Annotated in this window: 11 protein-coding genes; 10 read left to right on the forward strand and 1 reads right to left on the reverse strand. The window is 61.2% G+C overall.

Annotated features, from left to right (window positions below; all coding sequences use genetic code 11):
- Nucleotides 1–193: 193 nt before the first annotated feature.
- Nucleotides 194–1,195: a type I glyceraldehyde-3-phosphate dehydrogenase gene (gap, locus tag LOY50_RS06385; RefSeq protein WP_003198523.1), complete on the reverse strand. Its 1,002-nt coding sequence runs from the start codon at nt 1,193–1,195 to the stop codon at nt 194–196.
- A 231-nt stretch (nt 1,196–1,426) separates the two neighbouring features.
- Here gap and edd point away from each other — a divergent pair, with 231 nt between their 5' ends.
- The 10 genes from edd to LOY50_RS06435 all read left to right on the forward strand — a co-directional run bounded on the left by edd (nt 1,427) and on the right by LOY50_RS06435 (nt 14,149).
- Complete coding sequence (gene edd, locus LOY50_RS06390; RefSeq protein WP_214511638.1) at nt 1,427–3,253, forward strand: phosphogluconate dehydratase; 1,827 nt, start codon at nt 1,427–1,429, stop codon at nt 3,251–3,253.
- Nucleotides 3,250–4,209: a glucokinase gene (locus LOY50_RS06395; RefSeq protein ID WP_258690494.1), complete on the forward strand. Its 960-nt coding sequence runs from the start codon at nt 3,250–3,252 to the stop codon at nt 4,207–4,209. Before edd ends, LOY50_RS06395 begins: the two co-directional genes overlap by 4 nt.
- Nucleotides 4,210–4,386: 177 nt before the next feature.
- Nucleotides 4,387–5,118 (forward strand): response regulator, encoded by a 732-nt coding sequence (locus tag LOY50_RS06400; protein WP_003184616.1) that lies wholly within the window; start codon nt 4,387–4,389, stop codon nt 5,116–5,118.
- On the forward strand, nt 5,108–6,577 hold the full coding sequence (locus LOY50_RS06405) for an ATP-binding protein (RefSeq protein ID WP_253472073.1): 1,470 nt from the start codon (nt 5,108–5,110) through the stop codon (nt 6,575–6,577). Before LOY50_RS06400 ends, LOY50_RS06405 begins: the two co-directional genes overlap by 11 nt.
- Before the next feature lie 241 nt (nt 6,578–6,818).
- A complete protein-coding gene (locus LOY50_RS06410; RefSeq protein ID WP_258690495.1) occupies nt 6,819–8,078 on the forward strand; it encodes an AGE family epimerase/isomerase in 1,260 nt (419 codons plus the stop codon).
- Nucleotides 8,079–8,194: 116 nt separating this feature from the next.
- The gene (locus tag LOY50_RS06415) at nt 8,195–9,496 is read left to right on the forward strand and encodes an ABC transporter substrate-binding protein (protein WP_258690496.1); all 1,302 of its coding nucleotides are present in this window, start codon (nt 8,195–8,197) and stop codon (nt 9,494–9,496) included.
- Nucleotides 9,497–9,667: 171 nt separating this feature from the next.
- Nucleotides 9,668–10,576: a carbohydrate ABC transporter permease gene (locus LOY50_RS06420; protein ID WP_253472077.1), complete on the forward strand. Its 909-nt coding sequence runs from the start codon at nt 9,668–9,670 to the stop codon at nt 10,574–10,576.
- Nucleotides 10,569–11,414, forward strand: coding sequence for a carbohydrate ABC transporter permease (locus tag LOY50_RS06425; protein WP_014336917.1), 846 nt, complete (start codon nt 10,569–10,571; stop codon nt 11,412–11,414). The genes LOY50_RS06420 and LOY50_RS06425 overlap by 8 nt, the downstream gene beginning before the upstream one ends.
- A 2-nt stretch (nt 11,415–11,416) precedes the next feature.
- Nucleotides 11,417–12,577: an ABC transporter ATP-binding protein gene (locus LOY50_RS06430; protein ID WP_214511643.1), complete on the forward strand. Its 1,161-nt coding sequence runs from the start codon at nt 11,417–11,419 to the stop codon at nt 12,575–12,577.
- A gap of 225 nt (nt 12,578–12,802) precedes the next feature.
- Nucleotides 12,803–14,149 carry a carbohydrate porin gene (locus LOY50_RS06435; RefSeq protein WP_258690497.1) on the forward strand — a complete coding sequence of 449 codons (1,347 nt, stop codon included), beginning with the start codon at nt 12,803–12,805 and terminating at the stop codon, nt 14,147–14,149.
- Nucleotides 14,150–14,194 lie beyond the last annotated feature (45 nt).

The following is a 14,194-nucleotide window of genomic DNA, read 5'->3' on the forward strand; positions in this document are numbered from 1 at the left end:
GATCTGGTTCGAGTAGATGATAATGCTTATCATCTGTCGGGCGGGTCAAGCCTTCATTCATTTCACAAAGCGTAACCCTGTGGGAGCGAGCTCGCTCGCGATGACGGAGCATCAGTCGCCATTGATGCTGGCTGATACACCGCTATCGCGAGCAAGCTCGCTCCCACAGAAAAGCTCAATACGGCCGTGTCAGTTATTCGGCGTTACACAACGCCAGGCAGTTATCCAGCATACGGTTGGAGAAGCCCCATTCGTTGTCATACCAGGCCAGTACCTTGAGCAGCTTGCCGCTGGCCTTGGTGTGGTTGGCGTCGAAGATCGACGACAGCGGGTTGTGGTTGAAGTCACTGGAGACCAGCGGCAGGGTGTTGTAGCCGAGGATCTTCGAATGCTGGCTGGCGTGGCGCAGCAGTTCGTTGACTTCTTCGGCCGATGCTTCGCGCTTGAGTTGCACGGTCAAGTCGACCAGGGACACGTTGATCACCGGTACACGCACCGCCATGCCGGTCAGCTTGCCCGCCAGTTCCGGCAGCACCAGGCCCACCGCTTCGGCGGCACCGGTCTTGCTCGGGATCATGTTCTGGGTCGCCGAACGGGCGCGGTACGGGTCGCTGTGGTAGACGTCGGTCAGGTTCTGGTCGTTGGTGTAGGCATGGATGGTGGTCATCAGGCCGCTTTCGATGCCCAACTCGCGGTGCAGCACCTGGGCCACTGGGGCCAGGCAGTTGGTGGTGCACGAAGCGTTGGAGATGATCTGGTGGGACTGGCGCAGGATATCGTGGTTCACGCCGTACACGACGGTGGCATCGGCGCCCTTGGCCGGGGCCGAGATGATCACCTTGCGGGCGCCGGCGCTGATATGCGCGGCGGCCTTGGAGCGATCGGTGAACAGGCCGGTGCATTCGAACACGACGTCGATTTTTTCAGCCGCCCAAGGCAGTTCGGCCGGGTTGCGGATGGCGCTGACCGAGATGCGGTCGCCATTGACCGTCAGGCTTTCGTGATCGTGCTGCACGTCGGCATCGAACGTGCCGTGGACGGTGTCGAACTTGAGCAGATGAGCATTGATTGCACTGTCCCCCAGGTCGTTGATGGCGACGATCTGCAGGTCGCGACGATAGCCTTGGGTATACAGTGCACGGAGGACGTTGCGGCCGATGCGGCCAAAACCATTAATTGCGATTCGAAGAGTCATTAACTGCGCCGCCGTCGATTTGTTGTTGGAATTACAAGATTATTCGCATAAAAATAGAAAACAAGCCTTTTTAGTGGCAATATTTTGTTTTATCTACAACGAGTGACCTGAATCAACTGGTCCGAATGGTCAAGAAACTGTCTGTCGCCTCGCTTTTTACACAGCGTGCAGCGGGCTTTTGATCAGCATAGACAATCAGGTCGCCACACCCGTTAGCCTGGAGTTCTACACATGCATCCCCGCGTTCTTGAGGTCACCGAACGGCTTATCGCCCGCAGCCGCGCCACGCGTCAGGCTTACCTTGCATTGATCCACGGTGCAGCCAGCGACGGGCCGATGCGCGGCAAGCTGCAGTGCGCCAACTTCGCTCACGGCGTGGCTGGTTGCGGCACCGAAGACAAGCATCACCTGCGGATGATGAACGCCGCCAACATCGCCATCGTGTCGTCCTATAACGACATGCTCTCGGCCCACCAGCCCTACGAAACCTTCCCGGAACAGATCAAGAAAGCCCTGCGCGAGATCGGCTCGGTCGGCCAGTTCGCCGGTGGCACGCCAGCGATGTGCGACGGCGTGACCCAGGGCGAGGCGGGGATGGAACTGAGCCTGCCGAGCCGTGAAGTGATCGCGCTCTCCACGGCGGTGGCGCTGTCCCACAACATGTTTGACGGCGCACTGATGCTCGGCATCTGCGACAAGATCGTCCCGGGCCTGATGATGGGCGCGCTGCGCTTCGGTCATTTGCCGACGATCTTCGTGCCAGGCGGGCCGATGGTCTCGGGCATTTCCAACAAGGAAAAAGCCGACGTTCGCCAGCGCTATGCCGAAGGCAAGGCCACCCGCGAAGAGCTGTTGGAATCGGAGATGAAGTCCTACCACAGCCCGGGCACCTGTACCTTCTACGGCACCGCCAACACCAACCAATTGTTGATGGAAGTGATGGGCCTGCACTTGCCGGGCGCCTCGTTCGTCAACCCGAACACGCCGTTGCGCGATGCACTGACTCGTGAAGCGGCGTTCCAGGTCACGCGGATGACCAAGCAAAGCGGCAACTTCATGCCCATCGGCGAAATCGTCGACGAACGCTCGCTGGTCAACTCCATCGTTGCGCTGCACGCCACCGGTGGCTCCACCAACCACACCCTGCACATGCCGGCCATCGCCATGGCGGCGGGCATCCAACTGACCTGGCAGGACATGGCCGACCTCTCCGAGGTAGTGCCGACCCTGAGCCACGTCTACCCGAACGGCAAGGCCGACATCAACCACTTCCAGGCGGCGGGCGGCATGTCGTTCCTGATCCGTGAATTGCTGGAAGCCGGTTTGCTCCACGAAAACGTCAACACCGTGCTCGGTCACGGCCTGAGCCGCTACACCCAGGAACCGTTCCTCGAGGACGGCGAGCTGGTATGGCGCGACGGCCCGATCGAAAGCCTCGACGAAAACATCCTGCGCCCGGTGGCCCGTGCGTTCTCGCCTGAGGGCGGCCTGCGGGTGATGGAAGGCAACCTGGGCCGTGGCGTGATGAAGGTTTCGGCTGTGGCCCTGGAAAACCAGGTCGTCGAAGCGCCGGCCATGGTCTTCCAGGATCAACAGGACCTGGCCGATGCGTTCAAGGCCGGCCTGCTGGAGAAAGACTTCGTCGCGGTGATGCGCTTCCAGGGGCCGCGCTCCAACGGCATGCCCGAGCTGCACAAGATGACGCCGTTCCTCGGCGTATTGCAGGACCGTGGCTTCAAAGTGGCACTGGTGACCGACGGGCGCATGTCCGGCGCGTCGGGGAAAATCCCGGCGGCCATTCATGTCAGTCCCGAAGCTTATGTCGGTGGTGCGTTGGCCCGGGTGCAGGAGGGCGATATCATTCGTGTCGATGGCGTCAAAGGCACCTTGGAATTGAAGGTGGACGCCGAGGAATTCGCCGCGCGCACGCCGGCCAAGGGCCTGTTGGGCAACAACATCGGCACCGGTCGCGAGCTGTTCGGTTTCATGCGCATGGCCTTCAGCTCGGCGGAGCAGGGCGCCAGCGCCTTCACTTCTGCCCTGGAGACGCTTAATTGAAACTGGCTTTGGTCGGTGACATCGGTGGGACCAACGCACGCTTTGCGCTGTGGAAAAACCACACCCTGGAAAACATCCAGGTGCTGGCAACGGCGGATTATGCCTGCCCGGAAGATGCCATTCAGGTGTACCTGAGTGGCCTGGGCCTGAAGCCGGGCGCCATCGGTTCGGTGTGCCTGTCGGTGGCCGGTCCCGTGAGCGGCGATGAGTTTCGCTTTACCAACAATCACTGGCGCCTGAGCAACCTGGCGTTCTGCCAGACCTTGCAAGTGGAGAAGCTGTTGCTGGTCAACGACTTCTCGGCCATGGCCCTGGGCATGACTTGCTTGCGTCCCGATGAGTACCGGGTCGTATGCGAAGGCACCCCGGAGCCGTTGCGCCCGGCAGTGGTGATCGGCCCGGGTACCGGGCTGGGTGTTGGTACGTTGCTGGACTTGGGCGAAGGCCGTTTCGCGGCGTTGCCGGGAGAGGGCGGCCATGTCGACCTGCCCATGAGCAGCCCGCGGGAAACCCAGCTGTGGCAGCACATCTACAACGAGATCGGCCACGTCAGCGCCGAAACCGCCCTGAGTGGCAGCGGGTTGCCTCGGGTGTACCGGGCCATTTGCGCGGTGGACGGCCATGTGCCGGTGCTCGACACCCCCGAATCCATCACCGCCGCCGGCCTGGCTGGCGACCCCATTGCCCTGGAAGTGCTCGAGCAGTTCTGCCGCTGGCTGGGGCGCGTGGCCGGCAACAATGTGTTGACGCTGGGCGGGCGCGGCGGTGTCTACATCGTCGGTGGCGTGGTCCCGCGGTTTGCTGATTTCTTCCTCGAAAGTGGTTTCGCCCGTTGCTTCGCCGACAAGGGCTGCATGAGCGATTACTTCAAGGGCATACCGGTCTGGCTGGTGACTGCGCCGTACCCCGGCCTGATGGGTGCGGGTGTGGCGTTGGAGCAGTCGATTCCAGTTTGAAATGTGATCCCCTGTGGGAGCGAGCCTGCTCGCGATAGTGAAGTGTCAGTCGCCATTGCTCTTGGCTGATGCACCGCTATCGCGAGCAAGCTCGCTCCCACAAAGGTTTTGTGGTGTGTTTGTAGTCCTCATCCATCAGGCATAATCGCCCCCATCCAAACAACAAGGACGAGGCTCGTGAGTTCAGTGAACAAATCGATTTTGTTGGTCGACGACGACCAGGAGATTCGCGAACTGCTGGACACCTACCTCAGCCGTGCGGGTTTCCAGGTGCGGACCACGCCCGACGGCGCCGGGTTTCGCCAGGCGCTGAACGATGCACCGAGCGACCTGGTGATCCTTGATGTGATGCTGCCTGATGAGGACGGCTTCAGCCTGTGCCGCTGGGTTCGCCAGCACCCACGCCAGGCCCATGTGCCGATCATCATGCTCACCGCCAGTTCCGACGAGGCCGACCGGGTCATCGGCCTTGAGTTGGGCGCCGATGATTACCTGGGCAAGCCTTTCAGCCCACGGGAATTGCAGGCGCGCATCAAGGCGCTGCTGCGTCGGGCGCAATTCGGCCAGGAGCGCTCCGGCGGCGAAGTGCTGGCCTTCGATGAATGGCGGCTGGACATGGTCAGCCATCGGCTGTTTCACACCGACGGTGAAGAAGTGATTCTCTCCGGTGCCGATTTCGCCCTGCTCAAGTTGTTTCTCGATCATCCCCAGGAAATCCTCGACCGCGACACCATCGGCAATGCGACCCGCGGTCGCGAGCTGATGCCCCTGGACCGGATCGTCGACATGGCAGTCAGTCGCCTGCGCCAGCGCCTGCGTGACACCGACAAGCCGCCACGGCTGATTCGCACAGTGCGTGGCAGCGGTTATCAACTGGCGGCCAGTGTGGTTGCCAGCAATGGTCATTGACTGGATCAAAAAAGTCGCCCGACGGGTACCGGTACCGCGCTCGTTGCTGGGACGGATGCTGCTGCTGACCTTGCTGGTGGTGCTGTTCGCCCAGACCTTGTCCAGCCTGATCTGGGTCTCGCAACTGCGCGCCACCCAGCTTGAAGGCCTGGTCACCAGTGCCCGTAGCCTGGCCCACTCGATGACCGCCAGCGTCAGTTATTTGCGTTCTCTACCGGTGGCGTACCGGCCATTGGTGCTGGACCAGTTGCGCAGCATGGGCGGTACGCGGTTTGTCGTGACCCTCAACGACAAACCCCTGGGCATGGATGTGCTGCCGATCACGCCGCGCAAACTGGCGGTTCTCAAGGCGGTGGACGATGTGCTGCGCCGGTCGTTGGGCAGTAACGCCGACATCTCGGTAAATTTTGTCAGCCCCGACGACCTGCGAATTTTCAACGCTGGGCTCAAGCTCGATGAGCTGCCCCGTTCGTGGGCTCACTACGCCTTGACCCTGGAACCGGTGAACCCGCCGGTGCTGGTCACGCAGATCCAGATGGCGCCGGGGGAATGGCTGTACATCGCCTCGCTGCTGCCCGAACCCTACACCAGCCTTGAAGAGCAGGACCTGCCCAAGCAACAGGTCGGTTTCATCGTGCTCACCAGCAGCTTGTTGTTGCTGTTCATCGGTTTGCTGGTGCACTGGCAGAGCCGACCGCTCAAGCGTTTGGCCCGGGCCGCGCGGGACATGTCCCTGGGCGCCGAGGTGGAACCGGTGGCCGAGGGCGGTGGCAGCGAAGTGGTGGAGGTGGGGCGGGCGTTCAATGCCATGCGCGAACGCATCAGCCGTTACCTGACGGAACGCAGCCAGTTGTTCAGCGCGATTTCCCACGACTTGCGCACACCGATCACCCGCTTGCGGCTGCGGGTCGAGTTGCTGGAGGACGAAAACCTGCAGGCCAAGTTCGGTCGTGACCTGGATGAGCTGGAGCTGTTGGTCAAAGGCGCGCTGCAATGCGTCAAGGACACCGACATCCACGAAAACATCGAGCCGGTGGACCTCAACCATGTGCTCGATTGCCTGGTCGAACCCTACCTGGCGCCCAACGGCAACGGCCGGGTGACCCAGGATGGCCGGGCGCTGGCGCCGTATCCCGGCAAGCCGCTGGCCCTCAAGCGCTGCATCGGCAATCTGATCGACAACGCCTTGAAGTATGGCCAGAACGCCCACCTGCATATCGATGACGATGAAACCGCCTTCATCCTGCACGTCGACGACGAAGGCCCCGGCGTGCCGGAACAGCGCCTGGAGCAAGTCTTCGAACCGCACTTCCGCCTCGCCGGGCAACAGCAGGGTTATGGCCTGGGCCTGGGCATCGCCCGCAACATCGCCCACAGCCATGGTGGCGAAGTGAGCCTGCAAAATCTGCGTGAGGGTGGATTGCGGGTGACGTTGCAGTTGCCTCGCAGTGTGGATTGATCAGACCGCGTTATCGTTCATCGCGAGCAAGCTCGCTCCCACAGGGGTTTTGTGAACGCCGAAGATCCACTGTGGGAGCGAGCTTGCTCCGGGCGGCGTTCCGACGATGGCGCCTGTAGCCTCACCCCATCTCCCAGGTAAATGTCACAGCTCAGTGACATAACTCGCCCCTTTCGTTACCTGCCCCTCGCCATCCCTTGTTTAGACTCCCTGCGTCAAAACAACAAAAAAGGTACCACCAATGGACACCTTCCTACCGGCCTTCAGCAGTTGGCTGAACGCCCCTGCCCACCAGCAATGGCTTGCCGACGAAGGCTTGCGGCTGCTGGCGTTCGCCAAGGCGTCGAAGCTGGCGGACGGCTTTGGCAACCTGGACGAGCGCGGCCACCTGCCGGCCGATGCCCGGGCCGAGACCATGAACACTGCGCGCATGACCCACAGCTTCGCCATGGCCCACATCCAGGGCTTGCCGGGGTTTGCCGAGCTGGTGGACCACGGTGTCCAGGCGCTGAGCGGCCCCTTGCGCGACGCCGAGCACGGTGGCTGGTTTGCCACGACGCGGCCTGATGAAGACGGCGCGGGCAAGGCGGCCTACCTGCATGCATTCGTTGCCCTGGCGGCCAGTTCCGCAGTGGTGGCCCAGCGTCCCGGCGCCCAGGCGTTGCTGGACGAAGCGGTGCGGATCATCGATGAGCATTTCTGGAGCGAAGAAGAGGGCGCGCTGCGCGAATCCTTCAACCGCGACTGGAGTGAGGAAGAGGCCTATCGCGGCGCCAACAGCAACATGCACGCCACCGAAGCCTTCCTCGCCCTGGCCGATGTCACCGACGACCCACGCTGGCTGGCCCGCGCGCTGCACATCGTCGAACGGGTGATCCACGGCCATGCCGCCGCCAACGACTACCTGGTGGTGGAGCATTTCGATCGCCACTGGCAGCCGTTGCGCGAATACAACCAGGACAACCCTGCCGATGGTTTCCGTCCCTACGGCACCACCCCTGGCCACGGTTTCGAATGGGCGCGACTGCTGCTGCACCTTGAAGCGGCGCGGGTCCAGATCGGCATGCTGACCCCGGGTTGGCTGGCCCAGGACGCACAGAAGCTTTTCGACCAGAACTGCCGTCACGGTTGGGGCGTCGATGGCGCGCCGGGCATTGTCTACACCCTGGATTGGGATAACCGCGCCGTGGTTCGTCATCGCCTGCATTGGGTTCACGCTGAAGCGGCGGCCGCTGCCAGCGCCTTGCTCAAGCGCACCGACGAGGCGAAGTACGAAGCCTGGTACCGGCGATTCTGGGAGTTCTGTGACAAACATTTCATCGACCGCTGCAACGGCAGCTGGCATCACGAACTCGATCCGCAAAATTGCCCCAGCGCCGATATCTGGCCGGGCAAGCCGGACCTGTATCACGCCTGGCAGGCGGTGCTGATTCCGCGCCTGCCCCTGGCACCCAGCATGGCGTCAGCCCTGGCGCGGTTATCCAGTCCTGCGCCTGTGTAACCATGTCGTGACATTTGCACGTCCCTTCGTTACCTGCGAAGGGATTCCCTCTGATTAGAATCCATGCAGCGCAAGCACCAGACTTGCATGCATAACAACAAGAAAGGTAATTCTAGATGAATGCGATTTCTCGCCTCGCTACTGTCATTTCTCTTGCTTCCTTGCTTCCCGTCGCAGCATTCCCTGTCACTACCCTTGCCGCTGAATCCAAAGGTTCCGTGGAAGTCGTCCACTGGTGGACGTCGGGTGGCGAAAAAGCCGCGGTCGATGTGCTCAAGGCCCAGGTAGAAAAAGACGGCTTTACCTGGAAGGACGGCGCTGTCGCCGGTGGTGGCGGTTCCACTGCCATGACCGTGCTCAAGAGCCGTGCCGTGGCCGGCAACCCACCGGGCGTCGCCCAGATCAAGGGCCCGGACATCCAGGAATGGGCGTCCACCGGGCTGCTCGACAGCGACGTCCTGAAAGACGTGGCCAAGGCCGAGAAGTGGGACAGCCTGCTCGACAAGAAAGTCTCCGATACCGTGAAGTACGACGGTGACTACGTCGCCGTGCCGGTGAACATCCACCGCGTCAACTGGCTGTGGATCAACCCGGAAGTCTTCAAGAAAGCCGGCATCACCAAGAACCCGACCACCCTCGAAGAATTCTACGCGGCCGGCGACAAACTCAAGGCCGCGGGCTTTATTCCGCTCGCCCACGGTGGCCAGCCTTGGCAGGACAGCACCGTATTCGAAGCCGTGGTGCTCTCGGTCATGGGCGCTGAGGGCTACAAGAAAGCCCTGGTCGACCTGGACAACAAGGCGCTGACTGGCCCTGAAATGGTCAAGGCGCTGACCGAGCTGAAGAAAGTCGCGACCTACATGGACGCCGACGGCAAGGGCCAGGACTGGAACCTGGAAGCGGCCAAGGTCATCAACGGCAAGGCCGGCATGCAGATCATGGGTGACTGGGCCAAGAGCGAATGGACCGCGGCGAAGAAAGTCGCCGGCAAGGACTACGAGTGCGTGGCCTTCCCGGGCACCGACAAGGCCTTCACCTACAACATCGACTCCCTGGCGGTGTTCAAGCAGAAAGACAAGGGCACTGCGGCTGGCCAGCAGGACATCGCCAAGGTCGTGTTGGGCGAGAACTTCCAGAAAGTCTTCAGCATCAACAAAGGCTCGATCCCGGTTCGTAACGACATGCTCGGCGACATGGCCAAGTACGGTTTCGATTCCTGTGCCCAGACCGCTGCCAAGGACTTCCTGACGGACGCCAAGTCCGGCGGCCTGCAACCAAGCATGGCGCACAACATGGCGACCACGCTGGCCGTACAGGGTGCGTTCTTCGATGTGGTGACCAATTACATCAACGACCCGAAAGCCGACCCTGCCGATGCCGCCAAGAAACTCGGCGCAGCGGTTCAGTCAGCGAAGTAATTAGCGCCGCTTCCCTTGTGGGAGCGAGCCTGTGGGAGCAAAGCTTGCTCGCGATGAACGATAACGCGGTCATTAGAAAGACCGAGGTGCCTTCATCGCGAGCAAGCTCAGCTCCCACACAAGCTCGCTCCCACAAAGGGATGCCCTTGTAACCTTGTTTTGGATCTTCCCATGAGTTCTGTTGCTGTGTTCAGCAAGGCCTCGCCGTTCGATGCATTGCAGCGCTGGCTCCCGAAACTGGTGCTGGCGCCGAGCATGTTCATCGTCCTGGTGGGCTTCTATGGCTATATCTTGTGGACGTTCGTCCTGTCGTTCACCACTTCGACGTTCCTGCCGAACTACAAATGGGCAGGCCTGGCGCAATACGCCCGGCTGATGGATAACGATCGCTGGTGGGTGGCGAGCAAGAACCTGGCGCTGTTCGGCGGCCTGTTCATCGGTGTCACCCTGGTGATCGGCGTGTTGCTGGCGGTGTTCCTTGACCAGCGCATTCGTCGTGAAGGTTTCATCCGCACCATTTACCTGTACCCGATGGCGCTCTCGATGATCGTCACCGGTACGGCCTGGAAATGGCTGCTCAACCCGGGCATGGGCCTGGACAAATTGTTGCGTGACTGGGGTTGGGAAGGCTTCCGCCTGGATTGGCTGATCGACCCGGATCGCGTGGTGTACTGCCTGGTGATCGCGGCGGTGTGGCAGGCCTCGGGCTTCATCATGGCGATGTTCCTGGCCGGCCTGCGCGGTGTCGATCAATCGATCATCCGTGCCGCGCAGATCGATGGCGCGAGCATGCCGCGCATCTACTGGAAAGTGGTGCTGCCGAGCCTGCGCCCGGTGTTCTTCAGCGCCGTGATGATCCTGGCTCACATCGCGATCAAGAGCTTCGACCTGGTGGCCGCGATGACGGCCGGCGGCCCGGGTTACTCCTCCGACCTGCCAGCCATGTTCATGTATTCCTTCACGTTCAGTCGCGGTCAGATGGGCATGGGCTCGGCCAGTGCAATCCTGATGCTCGGTGCGATTCTCGCAATCATCGTGCCTTACCTGTACTCCGAGCTGAGGACCAAGCGTCATGACTAGTCTCGCTGCCAAACCTTCCCTCAGCCTGAGTCGCATCGCCATCTATGCGGTGCTGATCCTCGCTGTATTGCTTTACCTGGTGCCGTTGGTGGTCATGCTGTTGACCAGCTTCAAGACGCCGGAAGACATCAGCACCGGCAACCTGCTGAGCTGGCCGACCGTGGTCAGTGGCATCGGCTGGGTCAAGGCCTGGGCCACGGTCGACGGCTATTTCTGGAACTCGATCAAGATCACCGTTCCGGCGGTGCTGATCTCTACCGCCATCGGTGCCTTGAACGGCTACGTGTTGTCGATGTGGCGTTTTCGCGGTTCGCAGTTGTTCTTCGGCCTGTTGCTGTTCGGGTGCTTCCTGCCGTTCCAGACCGTCCTGCTGCCGGCCTCGTTCACCCTCGGCAAGATGGGCCTGGCCAGTACCACCACGGGCCTGGTGTTCGTGCACGTGGTCTACGGCCTGGCATTCACCACGCTGTTCTTCCGCAACTACTACGTCAGCATTCCCGATGCACTGGTGAAGGCGGCGCGACTGGACGGTGCGGGGTTCTTCACCATTTTCCGGCGGATCATCCTGCCGATGTCCACCCCGATCATCATGGTCTGCCTGATCTGGCAGTTCACCCAGATCTGGAACGACTTCCTGTTCGGCGTGGTGTTCTCCAGCGGTGATTCGCAGCCCATCACGGTGGCGCTGAACAACTTGGTCAACACCAGTACCGGGGCCAAGGAATACAACGTGGACATGGCGGCGGCGATGATCGCCGGGCTGCCGACCCTGCTGGTCTATGTGGTCGCAGGCAAGTATTTCGTGCGCGGTCTGACGGCCGGCGCAGTCAAGGGGTAATCATGGCAACGCTTGAACTTCGCAACGTAAACAAGACCTATGGTGCCGGCCTGCCGGACACCCTGAAGAACATCGAGTTGTCGATCAAGGACGGTGAGTTCCTGATCCTCGTCGGCCCTTCGGGTTGCGGCAAGTCGACGCTGATGAATTGCATCGCCGGCCTTGAGACCATCACTGGCGGCGCGATCATGATCGGCGACCAGGATGTCAGCGGCATGAGCCCGAAAGACCGTGACATCGCCATGGTGTTCCAGTCCTACGCGCTGTACCCGACCATGAGCGTGCGCGAGAACATCGAGTTCGGTCTGAAAATCCGCAAGATGAACCAGGCCGCCATCGACGAAGAAGTCACCCGCGTGGCCAAGCTGCTGCAGATCGAACACCTGCTCAATCGCAAGCCCGGCCAGCTTTCCGGCGGCCAGCAACAGCGCGTGGCCATGGGCCGGGCGCTGGCGCGGCGGCCGAAGATCTACCTGTTCGACGAACCGCTGTCCAACCTCGACGCCAAGCTGCGGGTCGAGATGCGTACCGAAATGAAACTGATGCACCAGCGCCTGAAGACCACCACGGTCTACGTGACCCACGACCAGATCGAAGCCATGACCCTGGGCGACAAAGTGGCGGTGATGAAGGACGGGATCATCCAGCAGTTCGGCACGCCAAAAGACATCTACACCAACCCGGCCAACCTGTTCGTGGCGAGCTTCATCGGTTCGCCACCGATGAACTTCATCCCGCTGCGCCTGCAACGCAAGGACGGTCGCCTGCTGGCGCTGCTCGACAGCGGCCAGGCCCGTTGCGAGCTGCCGATGGGCATGCAGGACGCCGGCCTGGAAGACCGCGAAGTGATCCTGGGCATGCGCCCGGAGCAGATCATGCTGGCCGGCAGCGAGCCCAACGGCTTGCCGACCATTCGCGCCGAAGTCCAGGTCACCGAGCCCACCGGGCCGGACACCCTGGTGTTCGTCAATCTCAACGAGACCAAGGTCTGCTGCCGCCTGGCGCCGGACGTGGCACCGCAGCCGGGGGAAACCCTGACGCTGCAATTCGATCCGTCGAAGGTGCTGCTGTTCGACGCGCAGTCCGGTGAACGCCTGGGCGTGGCTGGCCAGCCGCAAGCCGATGCTCGGTCGGCGAACGTAGCGCAGTTCAAAGGCCGGTGAAGAACAAATGGGGGAAGGGGGCTTGTGGGAGCAAAGCTTGCTCGCGATGAACGATAACGCGGTCATTCGAAAGACCGAGGCGCTTTCATCGCGAGCAAGCTCAGCTCCCACACAAGCTCTCTCCCACAGGAAGGAGTATGCGGTGAGTGGGGGACCATCCGCCGCAATCGTTGTAAACCGCGTTAGATAAAAACAGTTAATAACAATAAAGACGAGGATGTAGGGATGAAGAAGAAAAATAACGCCCAGCTTATCTGCCAGTTGTCAGCCGTTGCGGCGATGATGCTGGCCGGTAGCGCACACGCTGCCGACGCATTCAGCGCCGATTCGCAGTGGATGACGGGTGACTGGGGTGGCGAGCGGACCAAGCTGATCGAGCAAGGTATCGATATCAAGGCTGACTACGTCGGTGAAGTGGGCGCCAACTTGCATGGCGGCTACAACAACGACAAGACAGCGCGTTATGCCGACCAGTTTGGTCTGGGCGTGGCGCTGGACCTGGAAAAGCTGTGGGGCTGGGATAACACCCAGGCCAAGATCCAGCTCACCAACCGTAACGGTGAAAACATTTCCAATGATCGTGTCGGCGACCCGCGTGCCGGCACCTTGAGTTCTTCTCAGGAAGTCTACGGCCGTGGCCACATGGTCCGTCTGACCCAATTGTGGATCAAGCACCAGTTCCTCGATGGCAAGCTGGACGTCAAGGCTGGTTACTTCGGCGAAGGCGAAGACTTCAACACCTTCCCTTGCGAGTTCCAGAACCTGGCATTCTGCGGGTCCCAAGCGGGTAACTGGGCAACCGGCATCTGGTACAACTGGCCGGTCATGCAGGCGGCGATTCGCGTGAAGTACAACATCACGCCTGAGTTCTACGCGCAGATCGGTGCGTACAACCAGAACCCCTCGCAACTGGAACACGGTAACGGCTTCAAGCTCAGCGGCAGTGGCACCAAGGGTACGGTCATTCCGATCGAGGCGGTCTGGTCGCCGAAGATCAACAACCTGCCGGGCGAATACCGTGTCGGTTACTACAAGAGCACGGCCGATGCCAATGACGTCCGTGAAGACGACAATGGCGATGACGCCGCGACCACCGGCAACGCCTATCGCAGTCACAACAGCAAGCACGGCTACTGGTTCGTGGCGCAGCAACAGCTGACTACCCACAACGGCGACGCTTCTCGCGGCCTGAACATCGCGGCGAACGCGACCTTCCACGACAAGGACACCAACTTCGTCGACAACTACCAGTCGCTGATGTTCGTGTACAAGGGGCCGTTCGATGCGCGTCCTAAAGATGACATCGGGATTGGTTTCTCCCGTATCCATGTCAACGATGACGTGAAGAAAAACGCCGAGCTGACCAACGCTGCCAACGGTGTCAGCGACTACAACGATCCGCTGTTCGCGCCGTTGCGTGACACTGAGTACAACTACGAACTCAACTACGGCATCCACGTAACCAACTGGCTGACCGTGCGTCCCAACCTGCAATACATCACTCACCCAGGTGGTGTGGATGAAGTCGACAACGCGCTGGTGGCCGGCCTGAAAATTCAGTCGGTGTTCTAACGCTGTTGCGATAAGCTCCTCTCTATGTGCGCATATTTGCGGACG

Origin of the sequence: Pseudomonas sp. B21-010 (assembly GCF_024749325.1) — a bacterium.
Taxonomy (GTDB): Bacteria; Pseudomonadota; Gammaproteobacteria; order Pseudomonadales; family Pseudomonadaceae; genus Aquipseudomonas; species Aquipseudomonas kilonensis.

Bases quoted from the DNA above. Each gene is read 5' to 3' on its own strand.
- gap (WP_003198523.1), bottom strand. From the start codon at position 1,195: ATGACTCTTCGAATCGCAATTAATGGTTTTGGCCGCATCGGCCGCAAC.
- edd (WP_214511638.1), top strand. From the start codon at position 1,427: ATGCATCCCCGCGTTCTTGAGGTCACCGAACGGCTTATCGCCCGCAGC.
- LOY50_RS06405 (WP_253472073.1), top strand. From the start codon at position 5,108: ATGGTCATTGACTGGATCAAAAAAGTCGCCCGACGGGTACCGGTACCG.
- LOY50_RS06410 (WP_258690495.1), top strand. From the start codon at position 6,819: ATGGACACCTTCCTACCGGCCTTCAGCAGTTGGCTGAACGCCCCTGCC.
- LOY50_RS06415 (WP_258690496.1), top strand. From the start codon at position 8,195: ATGAATGCGATTTCTCGCCTCGCTACTGTCATTTCTCTTGCTTCCTTG.
- LOY50_RS06420 (WP_253472077.1), top strand. From the start codon at position 9,668: ATGAGTTCTGTTGCTGTGTTCAGCAAGGCCTCGCCGTTCGATGCATTG.
- LOY50_RS06425 (WP_014336917.1), top strand. From the start codon at position 10,569: ATGACTAGTCTCGCTGCCAAACCTTCCCTCAGCCTGAGTCGCATCGCC.
- LOY50_RS06430 (WP_214511643.1), top strand. From the start codon at position 11,417: ATGGCAACGCTTGAACTTCGCAACGTAAACAAGACCTATGGTGCCGGC.
- LOY50_RS06435 (WP_258690497.1), top strand. From the start codon at position 12,803: ATGAAGAAGAAAAATAACGCCCAGCTTATCTGCCAGTTGTCAGCCGTT.